Below are 20,779 nucleotides of genomic sequence, written 5' to 3' on the forward strand. Positions count from 1 at the left end.
GTCCCGCAGTCTAGCCGAGCGCCGCGACACGCGGCCATCCAGCGGCGGCGCACGGCGCACCAGAGGCGCTGGCGTATCATCGAAAATCTGGTCTATTCCAATTTCTTGAAAATACGTAGAAAAGTCCCGCCCAAAGGTGCCGCCAGGACAAGAAAATGCACCAATCCCAGGCAATCCCTCGAAAAAATCGAATCGTTTCGCCCTGCTTTTGGTCTAGACCATAAAAATACCCGGTGCTAGATTGACCTTCGCCAGCCGGCCCAGCCTGACCGGATCGGCGCCACGCACCGCCGCCACACCTTCACAATCCATCTCAGCCTCGGCAGGACCGAGCAGGAGCGCGCCGACAGCCAACCTTGCGCACGAAAAAAGTCATGGAAAAGGCATCTGGCCTAGACCATGCATCCGGACAGCTTTGCAGCAGCACAACAAGAACAACCTCCCCGCACTGTCTAGACCCATAGGGACCCACATGAACAACCACAACGGTACCCTGCACCGTGGCTGGCAATCGCTCCAGCGCTGGCGCATCCAGATCTTCGTCATCACCTGGCTGGCCTACGCCGCCTTCTACTTCACCCGCAAGGCCTTCTCGGTGGCCAAGCTCGGCATCGCCGAAGACCCCTCCTTCGAGCTCGACAAGAGCGCCATGGCCGATCTCGATGCCCTCTACCTGGCCGCCTACGCCGTGGGCCAGTTCATGTGGGGGGTGTTCGCCGACCGTTTCGGCACCCGCGTGGTGGTGCTCGGCGGTTTGCTCACCTCGGCGCTGGCGGCGCTGGCGATGGGTACCTTCGCCACCCTGCCGATCTTCGCCGCCTGCATGGTGGTCCAGGGCCTGGCGCAATCCACCGGCTGGTCGGGGCTGTGCAAGAACATCGGCGCCTTCTTCGCCACCTACGAGCGAGGCCGCGTGCTCGGCCTGTGGAGTACCTGCTACGCCTTCGGCGGGCTGGTGGCGACGCCGTTCGCCGGCTGGTGCGCCTACCGGTTGACGCATGACTGGCGCATGGCCTTCCTGTCCTCGGCGGGAGTGGTGCTGGCGGTGGCCGTGCTGTTCTTCTTCCTCCAGCGCAACCGTCCGCAGGACGTTGGCCTGCCGCCCGTGGAGGCCGAGGCCGCGCCCCCCGCCAACGCGCCCCGGCCGAGCCATTCCGGCGCCCTGCTGAAGGCGCTCAGGAATCCCCACGTGCTGGTCCTCGGCCTCGCCTACTTCCTGCTCAAGCCGGCGCGCTACGCGATCCTGCTCTGGGGCCCGGTGATCATCTACGAACGCATGCCGGAGATCGGCAAGGTCGCCTCGGCCATCGTGCCTTCGGCCTTCGAGGTCGCCGGGCTGGCCGGGCCGATCCTCATCGGCCTGGCCTCGGACAAGCTGTTCGGCGCCCGCCGCATGCCGGCCTGCGTGCTCAGCCTGGCGGCGCTGACCGTGAGCCTGGCGCTGTTCGTCCCGGCGATGCAGAGCGGCAGCCTGTACCTGGTGGTCGGCCTGCTGTTCATGATGGGCGTCACCCTCTACGGGCCGGACTCGATGATCAGCGGCGCCGCCGCCATCGACTTCGGTACCAGCGAAGCAGCCGGTACCGCCACCGGCTTCGTCAACGGCTGCGGCTCGGTCGGGGCGATCCTCGGCGGCCTGCTGCCGGGCTACTTCGACACCCTCACGGTGTTCTTCGTGTTCACCGCCACCGCGCTGCTCGCCAGCCTGCTGCTGGTGCCGTTCTGGAACAGCCGGCCAGGCGCGTGCCGCGTCGAACCGAAGGCGCATGCCGGCGGGCCGCTGCTGGCGGCCGGCAAGCCGCGTTGAAACCTCGCCGAACCACCGCCCGGCGCCAGGCGTGCCGGGCCAATCCCTAGCGAACAAGGAACCGCCTATGCCACTTGCCCTCTTCGACCTCGACGACACCCTGATCGACGGCGACTGCGCGACCCTCTGGGGGCGCTACATGACCGAACTGGGCTGGGTCGAGAAGACCGCCTTCCTGCACCAGGAACGCCGCCTCATGGAACTCTATGCCGAGGGCCGGCTGGCCATGGAGGACTACATGGACTTCAGCCTGGCGCCCATCGCCGGCCGCACCCCGGCGGAGATCGCCGGCGCCGTCGAGGATTTCGTCGCGCGGATCGTTGCGCCGCGCATCCACGCCGACGCCGTGCGCTGCCTGGAACGCCACCGCCAGGCCGGCGACCGCCTGCTGATCATCTCCGCCTCGGCGCACTTCCTGGTCAGCGCCATCGGCCGCCGGCTGGGGGTGGACGAGGTGCTGGCGATCGACATCGAGGAGCGCGACGGCCTCTACACCGGGCGCACCCGCGGCACCCTCACCTACCGCGAGGGCAAGGTCCGTCGCCTCGACGCCTGGCTGGCCCAGGAGGGCGAGACGCTGGCCGGCGCGACCTTCTATTCCGACTCGCGCAACGACCTGCCGCTGCTCTCGCGGGTCGACCGGCCGCACACGGTGAACCCCGACCCGGCGCTGCTCGGGCACGCCCGCGAGGCCGGCTGGCCAGTGCTGGAATGGCGCTGAGAAAGCGCGCCGCGCTATACCGCCGGCGGCCCGGAAGCATTACCCTGTAGCCCCCCCCCGGAGCCCCAGCGGAGAAGCGTCGATATGCGCGACGAGCCGTCCCGCCCCCTGACGGTGATCTACCAGTCCCTGCGCGAGCAGATCGAGCGCGGCCTGCTCGCGCGCGGCAGCAAGCTGCCCAGCGAACGGCAATTGAGCGAGCTGTTCTCGACCACCCGCATCACCCTGCGCGAGGCGCTCGGCCAGTTGGAGGACCAGGGCCTGATCTACCGCGAGGAACGCCGCGGCTGGTTCGTCTCGCCGCAGCGGCTGCTGTACAACCCGCTGGTGCGCAGCCACTTCCACGCGATGGTCGCCGACCAGGGCCGGGTGCCGGAGACCGAGGTGCTCGGCGCGGCGATGATCCCGGCCAGCGTCGACATCTGCCAGCGCCTGGAGCTGCCGGCGCTGTCGCGGGTGTTCCAGATCCGCCGGGCGCGGCGGGTCGACGGGCGGCTGGTGCTGTACGTCGAGCACTACCTGAATCCCGCCTACTTTCCCGGCATCGAGCGCTTCGACCTGACTCGCTCGCTGACCGATCTCTACGCCAACCACTACGGCATCCGCTACGGCCGGGTGCGCTTCGAAATGGTCCCGACCATCCTCCCGGCGGAGGCCGCGGGACCGCTGCGGGTCTCGGTGGGCAGCCCGGCGCTACAGATCGTGCGGATCAACCGCGACCAGGCGGGCCGCCTGATCGACTGCGACCTGGAGTACTGGCGCCACGACGCGCTGCAGGTCAACGTCGAGGTGCCCGAGTAGCGCTCCGCGGTCCTGTTCCTGGCGCATGCATGACCGCCTGGCGGGTTTCCCGCCGCTTTCAGCGCATTGGTCGACCGCTGGGCACGCTGCGTCGACGCTGAGCGGTTGCCGCTGACGGCACGGCCTGCTAAAAGCGGCGACGACATTCGAAAATGCGATACGACCATGAGCGACAGTGAAAAATCGAATAGCCGCCTGTTCGACCTCGACCTGCTCCGCGCCATCGTCACGGTGGCCGACTGCGGCAGCTTCACCACTGCCGCCGCGCGCCTGCACTCGACCCAGTCGACCGTCAGCCAGAAGGTTCGCCGCTTGGAGGAAATGGCCGGACACCGCCTGCTGGAGCGCGGCAACCGCGACGTGTTGCCGACCGACGCCGGCGATACGCTGCTCGGCTATGCCCGCCGCCTGCTGGCGCTGAACGACGAACTGGCCGAGGCGCTGTCCGGCGCCACGGTGGCGCTGACGGTGCGCATCGGCGTGCCGGACGACTTCGCCGCCGGCCGCACCACCGAGCGACTGGCGGCCTTCAACCGGCGTTATCCACAGGTCAAGCTGGAAGTCACCAGCGGCATGAGTCGCGACCTCAGCGCCAGCTACGACCGCGGCGAACTGGACCTGGTGCTGCTCAAGCAGCGACGCGCCAGCCGCGAGGCACTGGCCTGCTGGCCGGAAAAGACATGCTGGGTGGACAGCGCCAGGAACCCCTGCATCGACCTCGACCCGCTGCCCATCGTCACCTTCCCGCCGCGCGGGGTCTACCGCGACGAGATGATCGCCGCCCTGGAAGCGGTCGGCCGGCGCTGGCACATCAGCTTCACCAGTTCAAGCCTCAGCGGCCTGCAATCGGCCATCGCCGACGGCATGGGCATCGGCCTGCTGCCGCTGCGCGCGGTGAGCGCAGGCCACGCGGTGCTGCCGAAGAACGCCGGGCTGCCGGCGGTGGACGTGTTCGAAGTGGCGCTGCTGCACCGGCCGGCGGCGGATCCGATGGTGAAGGCACTGGCACGCGTGCTGTCGCGGGTGCTGGCGGAAGATACCCGGAGCCGGCTCTCATTCGAAAAATGAATATGCTGGATTCCAACATTTAATTTGTGCATGCGACAGGCGCTGGATATCGTTGCCGTCAGCAACGGCTCGCGCCCGCCCGTTTCGCTCCGGCGGCGCGTGCGCCGGCAGCAAGACAACAACGAGGAAACGCTCCATGTCCAAGTCCAGCTACTACGCGCCGCACGGCGGGCACCCGGCACAGACCGAGCTGCTCACCGACCGGGCGATGTTCACCGAAGCCTATGCCGTGATTCCCAAGGGGGTGATGCGCGATATCGTCACCAGCCACCTGCCGTTCTGGGACAACATGCGCATGTGGGTGATCGCCCGCCCGCTGTCCGGCTTCGCCGAGACCTTCTCGCAGTACATCGTCGAACTGGCGCCCAACGGTGGCAGCGACAAACCGGAGCAGGATCCCAACGCCGAGGCCGTGCTGTTCGTCGTCGAGGGCGAGCTGAGCCTGACCCTGCAGGGCCAGGTCCACGCCATGCAGCCGGGCGGCTACGCCTTCATTCCGCCGGGCGCCGACTACAAGGTGCGCAATACCACCGGCCAGCACACCCGCTTCCACTGGATCCGCAAGCACTACCAGAAGGTCGACGGCGTACCGCTGCCGGAAGCCTTCGTCACCAACGAGCAGGACATCCAGCCGCTGGTGATGCCGGACACCGAAGGCCGCTGGAGCACCACCCGCTTCGTCGACATGAGCGACATGCGCCACGACATGCACGTCAACATCGTCAACTTCGAGCCGGGCGGCGTGATCCCCTTCGCCGAGACCCACGTGATGGAGCACGGCCTGTACGTGCTGGAAGGCAAGGCGGTGTACCGCCTGAACCAGGACTGGGTCGAGGTGGAGGCCGGCGACTTCATGTGGCTGCGCGCCTTCTGCCCGCAGGCCTGCTATTCGGGCGGCCCGGGGCGCTTCCGCTACCTGCTGTACAAGGATGTCAACCGGCACATGCGCCTGACCCTCAATGCGCCGCATTGAGGGCGGGACAGGCTGAAAGGGAACCCGGCGCCATGGCGCCGGGTTTTTCGTTTGCGGAAGGCGCCCAGCCCGTCGTCAGCTCCGGGCGCGGAGGACTTCAGGGCGAACCGAACATGGCCGTCCAGTAGATTCCCGCGTCGCTCTTCGGATCGGTGGCGTAGGCCGCGCCCAGCTCGCGGTAGCCGGGGTTCATCAGGTTGGCGCAGTGGCCCGGGCTGGCCAGCCAGCCGTCGACCACCTTGTCCACCCCGTCCTGGCCGGCGGCGATGTTTTCGCCGACCAGCCCGCCGCTGTAGCCGGCCAGCTCGGCGCGGTCGCCGGGGGTGCGGCCGTCGCGGTCGAGGTGGTCGAAGAAGTTGCCGTTGGCCATCGCCCGCGAATGCGCTTCGGCGGCGCCGCCAAGGGTGGCGTTCCAGGCCAGCGGCTGGGCCGCTGCGTAGGGCTTGCCACCGCACTGGCGGGCTTGCCCGCGGGCGGCGTTGATCCGTTCCAGGAGCTTCTGCCCTTCCGCCTGCCAATCGCCCATGCCGCCGCGCAGCAATGGCCGGGCGAGGACGATGCGCCAGTCGCGGTCCTGGCGGCTGACGCCGACGTCGACGAATTGCGGGTCGAGCACCACGCGGCAGAAGCTTTCCTCCAGCGCCTTCATCGCCGCGCCGGCATCGCGCGGCCCGGAAAGGCTGATCGACTGCACGTTGACCATCGGGTAGGCAGCCTGCGCCATCGCCTGCTGCAGGTCGCCGGCGGCATTCACCGGCAAGGCCAGGCGCGGATCGGCGGCCAGCGGCGGCAGTTCGCCGCTGGCCTGCCCGCCGCAGGACTGCACCTGACCGCGGTAAGCGTTGATCGCCTCGATCAGTTGCGCCTCGTCGGCGGCACTGGCGGCCGCTGCGAGCGCCAGCCCGAGCGTCAGTACGGCCAAACGCGGGATGCTTGGGATTGCCATGGAAATCTCCTCGATCTGATGGCGCCTATGATGCGCGATTCCGCGGCGCGCCGCCGCATTCGACCGGAACCCGGCGCCGGCGTTGCAGGCTCAGGCCGGCGCTTCGGCGAACGCCTCCACCAGCCGCTCGATCACCGCGCGGACCCGCGCGGTGTGGCGCAGGTCCTTGTGGGTAACCATCCACACCTCGTATGGCCGGCGTCGCTCGCGCTGCGGCCAGACCCGCACCAGTCCGTCGAGCTCGCCCATGTACAGCGGCAGCTCGCAGAGCCCCAGGCCGCGCGCCAGGGCCTGGCGCACCATCATGTTGGAATTCACCGCGATGACCACCCGGCCGTCGCGGATCGGCTCGCCGCCCAGGGTCAGTTCGCGCTGGCTGTGCCAATAGGGTTCGTACATCACCAGGTCGTGGCCGCGGAAACGCTCGCCGGGCACCGGTACGCCGTTGCGCCGCAGGTAGTCCGCGGAAGCGAACAGGCCCATGGGCCAACTGGCGAGTTTTCTCAGGATCAAATCGGGATTTTCCGGCCGCAGGGTGCGAATCGCGATGTCGGTCTCGCGCTTGGGCAGGTCGACCACGGCCGAAGCGCTGTCGAGCAGCACGCGGATATCCGGGTGTTCAAGGTGCAGGCGGGCCAGGGCGGGTAGCACGAAGTCGACGGCCAGGGAGTCGGTGGTGGACAACCGCACCTCGCCGGACAGTCGGTGGTCCATCCCGCGGGTCCGCCGCAGCAACTCCAGGGCCGAGCGTTCCATCTTCTCGGCCAGTTCGAAGGCCGCCTCGCCGGCCGGGGTCAGCAGGTAGCCGGACGAGGTGCGCAGGAACAGGGTCGAGCCCAGCGCCGCCTCCAGCGACGCCAGCCGCCGGCCCACCGTGGCCTGGTCGACGTGAAGCGCGCGGGCGGCGCCGCGCAGGGTGTGCTCGCGGCAGAGCGCGAGGAAGACGCGGGTGTCGTCCCAATTCATGGCGGTTTTCCTGATGCATTTTCGCATCAGTCTAATGAAAAAGCGCTGCGCGACCACGGCATCCGCGCTGATTACCATGCGAACCAGGTCCGAACCATTTTCCCAGGAGCATGCGATGAGCAGCACGAACCGATTTCCCGAACGAATGACCGCCATCGAGATCGCCCGGCCCGGCGGCCCCGAGGTACTGGTGGCGACCAGCCGGCCGCTGCCGACGCCCGGCCCGCGCGAGGTCCTGGTCGAAGTCCGCGCCGCCGGCGTCAACGGTCCCGACGTGCTTCAGCGCAAGGGCGTGTACGACCCGCCGCCCGGCGCCTCGGACATTCCCGGCCTGGAGATCGCCGGCACGGTGCGGGCGGTCGGCAGCGAGGTCAGCCGCTTCGCCGTCGGCGAGGCGGTGATGGCGTTGATTCCCGGCGGCGGCTACGCGCAGTTCGCGGTGGCCGACGAGCGCACCACCCTGCACCTGCCCGACGGCCTGGGCATGGAGGAAGCGGCGGCGCTGCCGGAAACCTTCATGACCGTCTGGGTCAACCTGTTCCAGCGCGGTGGCTTCAAGGCCGGCGAGACGCTGCTGGTCCACGGTGGCGCCTCCGGCATCGGCACCGCCGCGACCATGCTGGGCAAGGCCTTCGGCGCGGCGAAAATCTTCACCACGATCTCCAGCGAGGCCCAGCGCGAGGCCAGCCTGCGCCTCGGCGCTGACCTGGCGATCAACTACACCGAGCAGGATTTCGTCGAGGAAGTGCTGCGCGGCACCGAAGGTCGCGGGGTCGATGTGATCGTCGATATCGTTGCCGGCGACTATGTGACGCGGAACTACCAGGCGGCGGCGATGAACGGACGGATCGTGCAGATCGGCGTGATCAAGGGCAAGGCCGCCGAAGTCGACCTGTTCCCGATGCTGAGCAAGCGCCTGGTCCATCTTGGCTCGACCCTGCGCTCGCGGAGCCACGACGAGAAAGGCGCGATCATCGCCGAACTGGAGCGCCAGGTCTGGCCGCACGTGCGCGCCGGCACTGTCCGGCCGCAGGTGTTCCGCACCTTCCCCCTGGAACAGGCGCGCCAGGCCCACGAACTGATGGACTCCGGCCAGCACATCGGCAAGATCGTCCTCACGTCAGCTCCCTGAGGCCGCTCAGACCTCGATATCGCCCAGGCGCAGCGCCCGCGCCACCGCCTGGGCGGTGGACGCCGCGCCGAGACGGCGGCGGGCGGCACGCAGGTGATTCTCCACGGTGCGCTCGGAAATCATCAGGATCGCCGCCACCTCCGCCTGCTGCTTGCCCAGGGCGATCCATTGCAGGACTTCCCGCTCGCGCTCGCTGAGCGCTTGCGCATCGCCCGCCGACACAGGGCCGCGCAGGCGCTTCAGGGCGAAGAACAGGATCGGGCAGAAGGCCTGGGCGGCGAGCTTGCAACCGGCATTCAGGTCCAGCCGCTCGCCGGCGAAAGACACCGCGCCCTCCAGGCCGTTGCGGCCGAACACCGGCACCTGCATGCCATTGACCTGGCCGAGGTCGCGGACCCCACGGACGATGCGGTAGGTCATGCGCTCGGGATCCTCCGAGGGGCTCTTCGACCAGAAGAACGGCTCGTCCAGTTCGAGGATGTGCCGGGTGACCGGACAGTGCAGAAGATAGGCGTCGCGCTCCTGGGCGCTGCGCCCTTCGGCCCAGTCGCCATGGACGAAGAACAGCTCGTCGATCAGTTCGTCCTCGTCGGGGCGGGGGAACAGGCTGCAGACGATCACCCGGTCGAAGCCCAGGCGTGCGGCGAACTCCACCATCTCGCGGCAGACCGCCTCGGTGGTAGCGGCCTTGCGCAGCCGGGCGACGCTGTCGAAGAGAAGGCTGGCGTAGTCGGTCATGGCGCGGGCATTCCTGGCTTTTTCCGCATGATCCCCGGCTTGCCGGCAAAAGCCCATAGGGGAAAACCCTCAGGCGACCGATCGTGGGTTAGGGGATTTCCCCTATTTCGCCGGCCGGCGACCCCGCCTATCGTCTTGGTACGACCTCCATCACGCAGAAAGGAACGAGCCATGAGCAACGAGCGCGATACCAGCAGAACCCCGACGCCCGACCCCGCCGAGCACAACGCGTTCTTTCCCTCGCCCTATTCCCTGAGCCAGTACACCTCGGCAAAGACCGACTTCGACGGCGCCGACTACCCGACCCCGTACAAGGGCGGCAAGAAGGTGCTGATGATCGGTACCGACGAACGCTACATCCTGATGCAGAACGGCAGCATGTTCTCCACCGGCAACCACCCGGTGGAAATGCTCCTGCCGATGTACCACCTGGACAAGGCCGGCTTCGAGTTCGATGTCGCCACGCTCTCCGGCAACCCGGTGAAGCTGGAGATGTGGGCGATGCCCGGTGAGGACGAGGCGGTGAAGAGCATCTACGCGAAGTACCTGCCCAAGCTGAAAGCGCCGCGGAAGCTCGCCGACCTCCTGGAGCAGGCCGTCGCCGACGACTCGCCGTACGCCGCGGTGTTCGTTCCCGGCGGCCACGGCGTGCTGGCGGGCATTCCGCACAGCCGGGAGGTGAAACGGCTGCTCAATGCCTTCCTCGCCAAGGACCGCTACATCATCACCCTTTGCCACGGTCCGGCCTGCCTGCTGGCACCGGCGGTCGACGAGAAGCCGGAGGACTACCCGTTCAAGGGCTACGAAATCTGCGTGTTCCCCGACGCCCTGGACACCGGCGCCAACCTGGAGATCGGCTACATGCCCGGTCCCCTGCCCTGGCTGGTGGGCGAGAACCTGCAGAAGCTCGGGGTGAAGATCCTCAACAAGGGCATCACCGGCCAGGTCCACCGCGACCGCAAGCTGCTCACCGGCGACAGCCCGCTGGCCTCCAACAACCTTGGCAAGCTGGCCGCCAAGACCCTTCTCGAAGCGTTCGCCCGCTGATTCCCCGCCGCGCCCCGTCCGTGCCCCACGGACGGGGACATCTCCCGTTCGTCCCGGCGTCATCGAACTTAAACCGGCCTGGCGCAGCATCGTCCTTCAGGAAGAGGAATGGCGCGTTGCCCGACGCCGTTCGGCGAAAGACGAATCGATGACCGCACAGAAAGAAAACTCTGACAGCACACCGACTAGTCGTCCTCCCTTCCCGCCGTTACGGTTCCGGGCTTGCGCACAAAGCCGAACCCAAGGGGGCCCCTCATGTCACTGCCGCCGTACCTCAAGCCCGGCGACAAGGTCGTGTTGTACGACCAGCACTGCCGCTTCTGCACGCTCTGGAGCGGTTTCCTGGCACGCCGCGCCGACCACCGGCTGAAGCTGCTTGCCGCGCAGTCCGCCGAAGGCCTGGCGATTCTCGATTGGTTCGGGCTGGCACCCGATCATTTCGACACCTGGCTGTTCGTCGACGGCGCCTACGCCTGCGACGACAACGATGCCCTGCTCGAGGTGCTGCGCCTGTTGCCGGGCCCCTGGCGTCACCTGCGCTGGCTGCGCCTGCTGCCAGCCTGGCTGCGCGACGAGTGCCACGAGGCGCTACGGCGCAACCGCTGGCGCTGGTTCGGCCGCCAGCGCCCACCCCTTCGTCGTCGCTCCTGGCGTCCCCGTCGAGCCTGACGCCTCTCCGCGCTGGCCGTGGCGGGTTATGCTGCCTGCGCACCAGCCTGCGGCCCCATACTTGCCATGGCCCTTGACCCGAGCCAACGCCGACGACTGCGCCACGCGCTATCCGACGCCTTCGTCGACACTCTCCTGGAGCCCGAGGATATCGCCCGGCGGATAAAGGGCGTCGACCCGGCGTTGCTGGAGCGGTTGTTCTTCGAGGAAGTGGCGCCGGTCTGCCACGGCAACCTGCTCAGCCCCGCTCCGGCGGTATGGACCGCCTTCGACGAGGCCTGGCTGGAAGAGGCCATCGAGCGACGCCTGGCGCGGCAAAGGAGCTGCGCCCTGCGACGCTGGCACGAGCGCTGCCTGGTCGCCTGGCTGCGATGGCGATACGCCGACACCTGGCGCGCGATCGCCGGCGCTCTTTGAGCGAGCGCCTCAGCGAAATACCGAATGGATGAGCTTGCCGGCCTTCTTCGTGTCGACCGCCTGCTGGCGTACCGGCGGCAGCGGCTCGCGCTTGTCCTTGTCTGCCTCGTTCATCTGCGCCACCCAGGCGTCCACCCGATCGCGGCTGACGGCGCCGTAGTTGAGACGGCAGCTGTCGACGAGGGTCTTGCCCTTCTTCTCCTTGTAGCTGCACTGCACGCGGAAGTCGCCGATGTAGTTGGTGGCGAAGCTCTCGGCACGGAACGGCGCGAAGAACGGCTTGGAGGTATAGGTCTCGTAGTAGTAGTCGGTCTTGGTCAGCGGCGTAGAACGACAGTTGGACTCCACGTTCACCGCCGTGTGGGTGACGCTGCGCTTCCTTTTCCGGACCGTCTTCTCCAGCGCCTCGCCGTTGGCCTCGCAGCGCTCCTCGTACGCACCGGTCTCGCGGGTGACGGTATAGGACAGGTACCTCACCTCGAACTCGTAAAGCTCGTAGTAGCGCGGCGTCAGTGCGAGGCTGAACAGCTCGGAGTACGACGAGGTGGTGACGTGGGCCGCATGGGTCTTGGAGGCGGGATCGCGGAAACGCAGGGTCAGGCGGGTGGACGGGTCGTTGCTGCCGGTGTTCTCGAAGCCGACCACGCCGGTGACGAAACTGGGCGGATCGCCGGCGCGCATGGAGAACCAGGACGACACCGAGCCCTGGTTCGCCGGGTTGATGTTGCAGCCCGCCAGCGATGCCATGCAGGCGAGCACGGCAGGTAGCTTTCCTTTTCTGGGCGTCATTGAAATCCCTTTGCTCGCGACAGGAGGAAAATATCGTTAGGAAACAACGTTGAGAGGCCGGCAAGGATACCCGACTGGCGCACGGGTCGCATCATTATGACATCACGCCGCCCGCCGGCGTTGCCGCGACCGTTCGTCGAACCTGTGAATTCCGGTAGTTTCCCTTGCCCTCGCTGGCGTCCCAGGATCAGGATTTCCTGTGTTCGCCGGGAGGATCCTGGCGTGTCCACGACCAGCCTCTGCCCCTCCGCCACGCGGGAACACGGTCCCGGCGCGAAACGCGTCCTGCCTCTGCTGTTCCTCACCTGCCTGCTGGATGCCGCTGGCGTCGGCCTGATCGTGCCCCTGCTGCCGACGCTGATCGGCAGCGTGGCGCCGCTGGCGGTCCGCGACGCGGCCACCTGGGGCGCCGCCCTGGTGATGACCTTCGCGCTGCTGCAATTGTTCTTTTCGCCGGTCCTCGGCAGCCTCAGCGACCGCTTCGGACGCCGCCCCGTCCTGGTCCTGGCGATGCTCGGCTTCGCCCTCAGCTATCTGCTGCTGGCGCTGGCCGACAGCCTCTGGATGCTGTTCCTCGGTCGCGCGCTGGCCGGGCTCACCGGCGCCAGCGTGGCCACCGCGATGGCCTGCGCGGCTGACCTCGGCACGCACGGGCAGCGCACCCGGCACTTCGGCTGGCTGTACGCCGGCCTCGCTCTGGGCATGATCCTCGGCCCCGCCCTCGGTGGGCTGCTGGCGGTGCACGGCACGACGCTGCCGCTGTTGCTGGCCGCCGGCCTGTGCCTGCTCAACGCCCTGCTCGCCGGCCTGTTCCTCGAGGAAACCCTGCCCCCGACGCGACGCCGCCGCCTGGACCCGAGGCGGATGAATGCCTTGCGCTCGATCAGCGGCCTGGCTCGGCAACCGGGGGTCGGACGCCTGCTGGCGGTGCTTGCCCTGGTATTCCTCGGCTTGCAGGCGGTGATGGTGGTCTGGCCGTTCTTCGTGATCGAGAAGTTTCACTGGAGCAGCGCCTGGATCGGCTACTCGCTGGCCCTCTACGGCGTGCTCGCGGTGCTCGCCCAGACCCTCGGCGTGAACCTCTGCAAGCGGCGCCTGGACGACGCCCGCCTGCTGCGCCTGGGCCTCGCCCTGCAAGGCTGCGGCCTGCTGCTGTTCGCCCTGGTCGACTCGTCATTCTGGCTGGTCTGCGCGCTGCTGCCCTTCGCGCTCGGCAGCCTCGCCACCCCGGCCATGCAGGGGCTGCTCTCGGCCCGCGTGCCGGTCGACCGCCAGGGCGAGTTGCAGGGCGTGCTGAGCAGCCTGATGAGCCTCGCCGCGATCGTCGGTCCGCCGCTGATGAGCGGCCTGTTCCACTGGGGCAGCGGTCCGCTCGCGCCGCTGCCCCTGGCCGGCGCGCCATTCCTCGCCGGCGCCCTTCTCGTTCTGGCCGGGCTGGTCCTGGCCTGGCAACTTCGACCTACGGGAGAAGAACGATCATGGACCGGATAGACATGGGCGTGCTGGTGGTACTGTTCAATCCTGGCGACGACGACCTGGAACACCTTGGCGAACTGGCGGCGGCGTTTCCGCAACTGCGCTTCCTCGCCGTCGACAACTCACCGCACAGCGATCCGCAGCGCAATGCCCGGCTGCGCGGGCAAGGCATCGCCGTGCTGCACCACGGCAACCGGCAGGGCATCGCCGGCGCCTTCAACCAGGGGCTCGACGCGCTGTTCCGGCGTGGCGTGCAGGGTGTGCTGCTGCTCGACCAGGACTCCCGTCCCGGCGGCGCCTTCCTCGCCGCCCAGTGGCGCAACCTGCAGGCGCGCAACGGTCAGGCCTGCCTGCTCGGCCCACGGATCTTCGACCGGGGTGACCGGCGCTTCCTGCCGGCCATCCATCTCGACGGACTGACGCTCAGGCAATTGTCTCTGGACGGCCTGACGACCCCGCAGCGCACCTCGTTCCTGATCTCCTCCGGCTGCCTGCTGACCCGCGAGGCCTACCAGCGCCTCGGCCACTTCGACGAGGAACTGTTCATCGACCACGTGGACACCGAATACAGCCTGCGCGCCCAGGCGCTGGACGTGCCCCTGTACGTCGACCCGCGGCTGGTCCTCGAGCACCGCATCGGCACGCGCAAGACCCGCCGCCTCGGCGGTCTCAGCCTCAGCGCGATGAACCACGCCCCGCTGCGCCGCTACTACCTGGCGCGCAACGGCCTGCTGGTCCTGCGCCGCTACGCCCGGTCCTCGCCGCTGGCCCTGCTGGCGAACCTGCCGACCCTGACCCAGGGCCTCGCGGTGCTCCTGCTCGAACGCGACAAGCTGCTCAAGCTGCGCTGCCTGGGCTGGGGCCTGTGGGACGGCCTGCGGGGGCGCGGCGGCGCACTGGAGCGCAACCGCCCGCGCCTGCTGAAGCGCCTCGCCGGTCCGGCCGTGGCGTCCGTAGCTTCCGGCAAGGCCAAGGCCTAGTCGGCGAAACGCATTCCCGCATAGGGCGCTTGCCGGCACGCCGCGAGCCGGCTGCGCAGGTCGCCGACGTGGGCCTCCAGGCGATGGCCGTCCGGGTCGAGGAAGTAGAACGAATCGCCCTCGCTGCGGTTCTGCTTCCATTCGCGCACGCCATGCGCGCGCAGCTGCGCGGCGAAGCGGGCGAAGTCCGCGGCGGCGATGCCGAAGGCGTAGTGCGTGTAGTCCGCGGCCGGCCCACCGTACTGCGGCTCCCGGGACAGGCACAGCCACAGCGAACCCAGTTCGAGATAGGCGCCCTGGTCCCAGCGCGCTTCCAGGCGAAAGCCGAGAAGATCGCGGTAGAAGGCGATGCTGGCCGGCAGGTCGGCGACCGCCAGGGTCAGGTGATTAAGACCGGTGAGCATGGGGGGCTCCTTGCAAGGTTTGGCGAGAGGACGATTCAGGCACGCCCCAGCCAGTCGCCGCGGATCATTTCCATCAGTTGGCGCAAGCCGGGTTGCGGCTGGCGTCGGCTCGGATAATAGAGGCAGAACGGCGCGCCCATCGAGGTCCAGTCCGGCAATACCAGTTGCAGCCGGCCGCTACGCAGCTCCTCGGCGATTCCCACTTCCAGGCAGTAGGCCAGGCCAACGCCGTCCAGGGCCGCGGCGACCGCCGTATTGCTTTCGTTGACGCTGAAAGGGCCGGGCACGTCGACCTCGACCATCCGCTCGCCGTCGCCCAGTTCCCATTTGTAGAACGAGTTGTCGCCCAGGCGCATGCGGATGCAGGCGTGCCGCAACAGGTCGTCCGGCCGCTGGGGCACGCCGTGGCGCGCCAGGTAATCGGGCGACGCGGCCACCACCCAGCGCAGCTCCCCGGTCAATGGCACCGCGACCATGTCCTGGGGCACCGTGCCGCCGTAACGGATGCCGGCGTCGTAGCCGTCGGCGACGATGTCGACCATGCGGTCCTCCACCGAAAGTTCCAGTTGCAGGTCCGGATACGCCTCGGTGAAGCGCCTGAGGACCGGCCCCAGCAGCAGCCGCGAGGCATCGCGCGGCACGTTCAGGCGCAGCCGGCCCACCGGCGAGGTGCGATAGGCATCGAGCTCGCCGAGCGCCTCGCCGATCACCTGGAAACCATCCTCCAGCTTGGCCGCCAGCGCGCTGCCGGCATCGGTCGGCACCACCGAACGGCTGGTACGGTTGAGCAGCTTCACCCCGAGCCGCGCCTCGAGGTTGCGCATGCTGTGGCTCAGCGCCGAGGTACTGACACCCAGTTCCTGGGCCGAGTGACGGAAGCTGCGGCGCCGGACGATGGTCATGAAGACGTTCAGGTCGGCGAGTTCGGAACGGGTGAAAGCCGGCATTCCAGGGCTCCTGGCAGTTCTCGGAGGTCAATGCAGCATTGAGCCACATTCAATCTCGGGTGATCTAGAGTAATCGCTCCGTGCCGCCGGGCGCATTGCCGGCAAGCGTTTTCCCGATCTGCAGGAGTATTTCCATGAGTGTTGAAAGCATTCGCATCGAGGGTATCGACACGCCGGTCTCGCGCATCGGCCTCGGCACCTGGGCCATCGGCGGCTGGATGTGGGGCGGCGCTGACGACGCGACGTCGGTGGAAACCATCCGGCGTGCGGTGGAATCCGGGATCAACCTGATCGACACCGCGCCGGTCTATGGCTTCGGCCATTCCGAGGAGGTCGTCGGCAAGGCCTTGCAGGGCCTGCGCGACAAGGCGGTGATCGCCACCAAGGCGGCGCTGGAGTGGAGCGACGCGGGCATCCACCGCAACGCCTCCGCCGCACGCATCCGCCGGGAGGTCGAGGACTCGCTGCGGCGGCTGAAGACCGATCGTATCGACCTGTACCAGATTCACTGGCCGGACCCGCTGGTGGCGCACGAGGAAACCGCCGGCGAACTGGAGCGCCTGCGCCGCGACGGCAAGATCCTCGCCATCGGCGTGAGCAACTATTCGCCGGAACAGATGGACGGGTTCCGCCAGTTCGCTCCGCTGGCCAGCGTGCAGCCACCCTACAACCTGTTCGAGCGCGCCATCGACGCCGACGTGCTGCCCTACGCCGAGCGTAACGGCATCGTCGTGCTGGCCTACGGAGCGCTGTGCCGCGGCCTGCTTTCCGGACGGATGAACGCCGAGACCCGCTTCGATGGCGACGACCTGCGCAAGTCCGACCCGAAGTTCCAGCAGCCCCGCTTCGCCCAGTACCTGGCAGCGGTCGCGCAACTGGAGGAACTGGCTCGCGAGCGCTATGGCAAGTCGGTGCTGGCCCTGGCCATCCGCTGGATTCTCGATCGCGGCCCTACGGTGGCGCTGTGGGGGGCGCGCAAGCCGGAGCAGTTGAACGGCATCGCCGACGCCTTCGGCTGGCGCCTGGACGACGAGGCCATGGCCCGCATCGAGCGGATCCTCGCCGAGACCATCCAGGATCCGGTCGGTCCCGAGTTCATGGCGCCGCCCAGCCGCAACGCCTGATCGGACGGCCGGGGCGGCAACGCCCCTGGCCGCTGGCCTGACGGAGCGGCGGAAGGCAAAATGGCGGTTTTTCTCAAGGACTGCCGGATCAGTTATGGAAAACGTCTACAAGACCCCGGAAGCGCCCCTGGTGGAAACCCGCGGCGCGAAGCGGGCGCATTTCTTCGTCACTTCCCTGGGCAAGATGAGCGTGCTCTTCCTCGTCACCCTGGGGCTGTACGGCGTGTACTGGATGTACAAGCACTGGAAGGCCCAGCAACCGCAGATGGAGCGGCGGATCAGCCCGGTATGGCGGGCGATCTTCGGCATCTTCTTTTTCCACGCCCTCGCCCGGCGGATCCACCAGGCCCTGCCGGAAGAGCGCCAGGCACTATGGAGCCCGAGCAAGGATGCGACCTGGGCGGTGCTGCTGACGGTCGCGGCGAACCTGATCAGCCACCTCACCGACGTGGTCCCCGCGCTGGAGCCCTACTCGCTGCCCTCGCTCCTGCTGCTGCTCACGCCGCTGATCCCGATGCGCAACATCCAGCGCCAGGCCAACCTCGCCAGCGGCGACCCGCAGGGCACGGGCAACGCCGGCTATTCGGGCTACAACCTGCTGTTCATCGTGCTCGGCGCGCTCTACTGGCTGCTGATCCTGATCGGTTCCGCGGTGATCCTCTTCGGCTCGTCCCAGGGCTGAGCCGCCTCAGCCGGGAAACGCCCGGCGCAACAGTTCGGGCAGCACCTCGCCGGCCGGACCGACGAGACAGTGCTCGCGCGGATGGCGGGTGCGCACCGGTTGCGGGTTCACATGCACGACGCTGGCACCGTGTTCCAGCGCCAGTCCGGGTATCCGCGCCGCCGGCTGCACCACGCCGGAAGTGCCGACGCTGAGCAACAGGTCGCACTCGCAGGCCGCGGCGAAAGCCTCGCGCAGCGCCGCCTCGGGCAGCGCCTCGCCGAACCAGACCACGCCCGGCCGGACCTGTCCGCCGCAGGCCGGACAACGCGGCGGCTCGATCCGTCGTCCCTCTTCCGGCTCGACCGAATCGGGCAAGGCGTCCCGGTAGGCTGCCGCGCAGATCGCGCAACGCGGCGCGTGCAGGCTGCCATGCAGGTGAAGGACGTCGCGGCTGCCGGCGCGTTCATGCAGGTCGTCGACGTTCTGGGTGACCAACCGGGTGCCGGCGATCCGTCCGCTCAACGCGGCGATCGCCCGGTGCGCGGGATTCGGCTGGACACCCAGCACCTTCAGGCGGCGCCACTCGTACCAGCCCCAGACCAGCGCGGGATCGTCGGCGAAGGCCGCGGGCGTGGCCAGGGCCGCCGGATCGTAGCGCGCCCAGAGACCGCCAAGGGCATCGCGGAAAGTGGGAATCCCGCTTTCCGCCGACACCCCGGCGCCCGTGAAGATCACCAGGCGGCGGGCGCCGGCGAGCAGTTCGACGACAGCGCGCATCTCGCTCCTCCGCTTACAGCGCGGACAACGCGCGGTATTCGTCCTGGGCATGCTGGTCGGTCATGCCGCTGACGAAATCCTGGAGCATGCGGCAGCGGTGGTAGAACTCCCACTGCCGCTGCAACGGGTCCTCCGCCACACCTTTCATGGCCTCCAGGTAAGCCTTGATCTGCTGGCTCGGCAGGCGCCGAACCAGCAGTTGCGGATGCGGCGCGGCGGCCTGGCGACCTTCGGCGAGGGCCTGGAACTCCTCGGCCGGCAGGCGCAGCAGCGGCGCGTAGAAATCCAGCAGGCCCTGGATGATGCGGTAGCCCTGCAATTCCAGGGTTTCCACCTCCGGATGGCAGAACACCCATTCCATTGCCACGTCCTTGAACGTCTGGACGATGGCGTGCGGCAGGCTGCCGTCCTCCATCAGCGCGCGGCCGAGGGTGCCGGCATGAACCGCTTCGAGGTTGTCGATGAACTGCTGGGCGGCGTGCTGGACCAGCGGGTGGATCATTTTCACCCGCAGGCGGATGAAGAATTCGCTGACCTTGTTGATCGGCTCCCGCTCGGCCTTTTCCAGCGAGTAGTCGACCATCCGCTGGAAGCTCATGTTGTCCGCGTCGCCGGGAATCGGCGCGTCCGGCGAATGGTGGACGGCAAACTTCTTCACCAGCAGATCCGCCAATTGACGGATGTCGAGGATGCCTTTTTCCACCGAGTCTTCGATATCGGCCAGGCAATAGGAGATATCGTCGGCCGCTTCCATGATGTAGGCCACAGGGTGGCGAGTGCCCGGGCGCATGCCGAGGACTCGGCGCAGTTCGTCGACGAAGGCTTCCTCGGAAAGATAGAAGCCCGGCTTCTTGTTCAGGTAGTGGTTCGCCGCCTTGTCCGGCTTCGGCTCGTAGGCCGGACGCACGTACTTGAGCAGGCCGGCGGTCTGCGTGTAGGTGAGGTTCAGGCGCAGCAGCTTCACCACCAGGCGGATGGCCTGGGCGTTGCCTTCGAAGTGCTTGAGGTCGGTGAGCATGCGCTGCTGCAACAGGCCGTCGCCCTGGCCCGGCGGTATGCGGCGCTCGAACAGGGCGTCGAGGTTGCGTTCGAACCAGTCGTTGATGGCGTACTCGCCGAAATGACCGAACGGCGGATTGCCGACGTCGTGCATGAGGCAGGCCATTTCCACCAGGCTTTCCAGCGCGCCTTCCAGCCCGTCCAGGCCGACCTCCGCGGCACGCGGGCCCAGTTGGCGGAACAGCGTGCGGACGATGAAACGCCCGGTCTGCTGCACTTCCAGGGAATGGGTCAGGCGGCTGCGCACCGCCGCGTTGCGCTCCAGCGGGAAGACCTGGGTCTTCTGCTGCAAGCGACGCACGGCGGCGGAATTGACGATGCGCCCGCGATCGCTTTCCAACTGGTAGACGATGTCTTGCAGATCGGTATTCCCGGCATGTCCGTAGGTTTCCCTGTCATGCGGACGCTGGCGGGATATCCGCTCCTTGAAATCCACGGCCCCTGGCATCTGGCGCTGTTCTCCACTCGGTCGGCTGCGAACCCCGAGCCTAGCGCGTGGCGGCGGTTTAACCAAGGTCGCGACAATCCGTCCCACTACCGTTCGCGATCCGTCCTCTTCCCCGGGCGGCGGCAACTGGCAGAATACCCCGCTCGGCACCAGCGACCCCCGCCGCAGAACGGGGGCGCCGCCGATCATGCGTGCGCCCAGAGAAACAGGAACGTTCAGGGAGGTTCCGCATGAGCATCACATCCACCGACATCTGCCAGGCCGCCGATGCCCTCAAGGGGTTCGTCGGTTTCAACCGCAAGACCGGCCGCTACATCGTGCGTTTCAGCGAAGACTCCTTCGGCATGGACGTAGCCGACGACAGCATCACGCCCACCAGCGAGTTCGTCTGGAGTTCGGTACGCGACGACGTCATGCGCCTGGGCCGCGAGCAGTTGCAGATCCTGCTGGAACAGAACATCAACGAACGACTGAACATCGGCGAGCCGCTACTGGTCTATCTGCGCCGCCAGGACCTGCCGGAAATCACCGCACAACGCCAGTTGCGCTGAGCGCCGTCGATCGCCGCCCGCGCCGGGCGCTGCGCCACGCATTATGCTGGAAGCGTCCGCCGCCGTCCGGCGCCGCGGACGCCATCGGCCATCCGGCGCGCCACGCAGGTGCTGCGTGGGGAGGTGAACGCCATGAGCAAGGGACTGAACGCGAAGAAGGAAACTCGTAGGAAACCGCTGAAAACCGCCCAGGAGAAACGCCTGGCGAAACGAGCGAAAAAACACGCTCCGGCGGTGCCGCTCGGCACCCCATCGCGGAGCTGAGCCAGGCCGGA

Annotated in this window: 23 protein-coding genes; 15 read left to right on the forward strand and 8 right to left on the reverse strand. The window is 67.9% G+C overall.

What is annotated here, in order from left to right:
• Positions 1 to 472: 472 nt before the first annotated feature.
• The 5 genes from AC1RB9_RS19885 (at position 473) to AC1RB9_RS19905 (ending at position 5,370) form a co-directional block, all read left to right on the forward strand.
• Complete coding sequence (locus tag AC1RB9_RS19885; RefSeq protein ID WP_003101836.1) at positions 473 to 1,807, forward strand: MFS transporter; 1,335 nt, start codon at positions 473 to 475, stop codon at positions 1,805 to 1,807.
• Positions 1,808 to 1,874: 67 nt separating this feature from the next.
• Entirely contained in the window at positions 1,875 to 2,528 is a 654-nt protein-coding gene (locus tag AC1RB9_RS19890) for an HAD family hydrolase (RefSeq protein WP_003101837.1), read from the forward strand.
• Positions 2,529 to 2,612: 84 nt separating this feature from the next.
• Positions 2,613 to 3,329 (forward strand): UTRA domain-containing protein, encoded by a 717-nt coding sequence (locus AC1RB9_RS19895; protein ID WP_003082314.1) that lies wholly within the window; start codon positions 2,613 to 2,615, stop codon positions 3,327 to 3,329.
• 165 nt (positions 3,330 to 3,494) lie between these two features.
• On the forward strand, positions 3,495 to 4,397 hold the full coding sequence (locus tag AC1RB9_RS19900; protein WP_003101840.1) for a LysR family transcriptional regulator: 903 nt from the start codon (positions 3,495 to 3,497) through the stop codon (positions 4,395 to 4,397).
• Positions 4,398 to 4,533: 136 nt separating this feature from the next.
• On the forward strand, positions 4,534 to 5,370 hold the full coding sequence (locus tag AC1RB9_RS19905) for a bifunctional allantoicase/(S)-ureidoglycine aminohydrolase (protein ID WP_003086528.1): 837 nt from the start codon (positions 4,534 to 4,536) through the stop codon (positions 5,368 to 5,370).
• A gap of 97 nt (positions 5,371 to 5,467) precedes the next feature.
• Here AC1RB9_RS19905 and AC1RB9_RS19910 read toward each other — a convergent pair whose 3' ends face one another.
• Complete coding sequence (locus tag AC1RB9_RS19910; RefSeq protein WP_003449065.1) at positions 5,468 to 6,316, reverse strand: CAP domain-containing protein; 849 nt, start codon at positions 6,314 to 6,316, stop codon at positions 5,468 to 5,470.
• A gap of 90 nt (positions 6,317 to 6,406) precedes the next feature.
• Positions 6,407 to 7,282, reverse strand: coding sequence for a LysR family transcriptional regulator (locus AC1RB9_RS19915; RefSeq protein WP_003449062.1), 876 nt, complete (start codon positions 7,280 to 7,282; stop codon positions 6,407 to 6,409).
• 145 nt (positions 7,283 to 7,427) lie between these two features.
• Between AC1RB9_RS19915 and AC1RB9_RS19920 the strand changes: the two genes are divergently transcribed.
• Positions 7,428 to 8,414 carry an NAD(P)H-quinone oxidoreductase gene (locus tag AC1RB9_RS19920; protein ID WP_003082297.1) on the forward strand — a complete coding sequence of 329 codons (987 nt, stop codon included), beginning with the start codon at positions 7,428 to 7,430 and terminating at the stop codon, positions 8,412 to 8,414.
• Positions 8,415 to 8,420: 6 nt separating this feature from the next.
• Here the strand turns inward: AC1RB9_RS19920 and AC1RB9_RS19925 are convergent, their stop codons facing one another.
• A complete protein-coding gene (locus AC1RB9_RS19925; RefSeq protein WP_003112485.1) occupies positions 8,421 to 9,152 on the reverse strand; it encodes a PA1136 family autoinducer-binding transcriptional regulator in 732 nt (243 codons plus the stop codon).
• 171 nt (positions 9,153 to 9,323) lie between these two features.
• On the opposite strand from AC1RB9_RS19925, the gene hchA reads away from it, so the two are divergent.
• The 3 genes from hchA to AC1RB9_RS19940 all read left to right on the forward strand — a co-directional run bounded on the left by hchA (position 9,324) and on the right by AC1RB9_RS19940 (position 11,285).
• Entirely contained in the window at positions 9,324 to 10,199 is an 876-nt protein-coding gene (hchA, locus tag AC1RB9_RS19930) for a glyoxalase III HchA (protein WP_003449060.1), read from the forward strand.
• Positions 10,200 to 10,454: 255 nt separating this feature from the next.
• Positions 10,455 to 10,868: a thiol-disulfide oxidoreductase DCC family protein gene (locus AC1RB9_RS19935; protein WP_003163116.1), complete on the forward strand. Its 414-nt coding sequence runs from the start codon at positions 10,455 to 10,457 to the stop codon at positions 10,866 to 10,868.
• Positions 10,869 to 10,934: 66 nt separating this feature from the next.
• Complete coding sequence (locus AC1RB9_RS19940; RefSeq protein ID WP_003082290.1) at positions 10,935 to 11,285, forward strand: DUF7079 family protein; 351 nt, start codon at positions 10,935 to 10,937, stop codon at positions 11,283 to 11,285.
• Between the two features lie 9 nt (positions 11,286 to 11,294).
• Here the strand turns inward: AC1RB9_RS19940 and AC1RB9_RS19945 are convergent, their stop codons facing one another.
• Positions 11,295 to 11,984, reverse strand: a complete 690-nt coding sequence (locus AC1RB9_RS19945) for a hypothetical protein (protein WP_079275378.1) — start codon at positions 11,982 to 11,984, stop codon at positions 11,295 to 11,297.
• A 312-nt stretch (positions 11,985 to 12,296) separates the two neighbouring features.
• On the opposite strand from AC1RB9_RS19945, the gene AC1RB9_RS19950 reads away from it, so the two are divergent.
• Together AC1RB9_RS19950 and AC1RB9_RS19955 are read left to right on the forward strand one after the other, a co-directional pair.
• Positions 12,297 to 13,565: an MFS transporter gene (locus AC1RB9_RS19950; protein ID WP_003082286.1), complete on the forward strand. Its 1,269-nt coding sequence runs from the start codon at positions 12,297 to 12,299 to the stop codon at positions 13,563 to 13,565.
• Positions 13,553 to 14,530, forward strand: coding sequence for a rhamnosyltransferase (locus tag AC1RB9_RS19955; protein WP_003082283.1), 978 nt, complete (start codon positions 13,553 to 13,555; stop codon positions 14,528 to 14,530). Before AC1RB9_RS19950 ends, AC1RB9_RS19955 begins: the two co-directional genes overlap by 13 nt.
• Here the strand turns inward: AC1RB9_RS19955 and AC1RB9_RS19960 are convergent.
• Positions 14,527 to 14,934 (reverse strand): FosA family fosfomycin resistance glutathione transferase, encoded by a 408-nt coding sequence (locus AC1RB9_RS19960; protein WP_003082280.1) that lies wholly within the window; start codon positions 14,932 to 14,934, stop codon positions 14,527 to 14,529. The two genes, AC1RB9_RS19955 and AC1RB9_RS19960, sit on opposite strands and share 4 nt — an antisense overlap.
• 35 nt (positions 14,935 to 14,969) lie before the next feature.
• Positions 14,970 to 15,881, reverse strand: coding sequence for a LysR family transcriptional regulator (locus AC1RB9_RS19965; protein WP_003086503.1), 912 nt, complete (start codon positions 15,879 to 15,881; stop codon positions 14,970 to 14,972).
• A 134-nt stretch (positions 15,882 to 16,015) separates the two neighbouring features.
• Here AC1RB9_RS19965 and AC1RB9_RS19970 point away from each other — a divergent pair, with 134 nt between their 5' ends.
• Positions 16,016 to 17,005 (forward strand): aldo/keto reductase, encoded by a 990-nt coding sequence (locus tag AC1RB9_RS19970; protein WP_003082273.1) that lies wholly within the window; start codon positions 16,016 to 16,018, stop codon positions 17,003 to 17,005.
• Between the two features lie 94 nt (positions 17,006 to 17,099).
• A complete protein-coding gene (locus AC1RB9_RS19975) occupies positions 17,100 to 17,687 on the forward strand; it encodes a DUF4234 domain-containing protein (protein WP_003082271.1) in 588 nt (195 codons plus the stop codon).
• Between the two features lie 6 nt (positions 17,688 to 17,693).
• Here the strand turns inward: AC1RB9_RS19975 and AC1RB9_RS19980 are convergent, their stop codons facing one another.
• Complete coding sequence (locus tag AC1RB9_RS19980) at positions 17,694 to 18,446, reverse strand: SIR2 family NAD-dependent protein deacylase (RefSeq protein WP_003449055.1); 753 nt, start codon at positions 18,444 to 18,446, stop codon at positions 17,694 to 17,696.
• A gap of 13 nt (positions 18,447 to 18,459) precedes the next feature.
• Entirely contained in the window at positions 18,460 to 19,953 is a 1,494-nt protein-coding gene (dgt, locus tag AC1RB9_RS19985) for a dGTPase (protein ID WP_003449054.1), read from the reverse strand.
• A gap of 230 nt (positions 19,954 to 20,183) precedes the next feature.
• Between dgt and AC1RB9_RS19990 the strand changes: the two genes are divergently transcribed.
• Both AC1RB9_RS19990 and AC1RB9_RS19995 read left to right on the forward strand, forming a co-directional pair.
• The gene (locus AC1RB9_RS19990) at positions 20,184 to 20,504 is read left to right on the forward strand and encodes a DUF2025 family protein (protein ID WP_003082265.1); all 321 of its coding nucleotides are present in this window, start codon (positions 20,184 to 20,186) and stop codon (positions 20,502 to 20,504) included.
• Between the two features lie 132 nt (positions 20,505 to 20,636).
• On the forward strand, positions 20,637 to 20,768 hold the full coding sequence (locus AC1RB9_RS19995; RefSeq protein WP_003159768.1) for a hypothetical protein: 132 nt from the start codon (positions 20,637 to 20,639) through the stop codon (positions 20,766 to 20,768).
• Positions 20,769 to 20,779 lie beyond the last annotated feature (11 nt).

The sequence above is a fragment of the Pseudomonas sp. 20-5 genome (genome assembly GCF_056782835.1).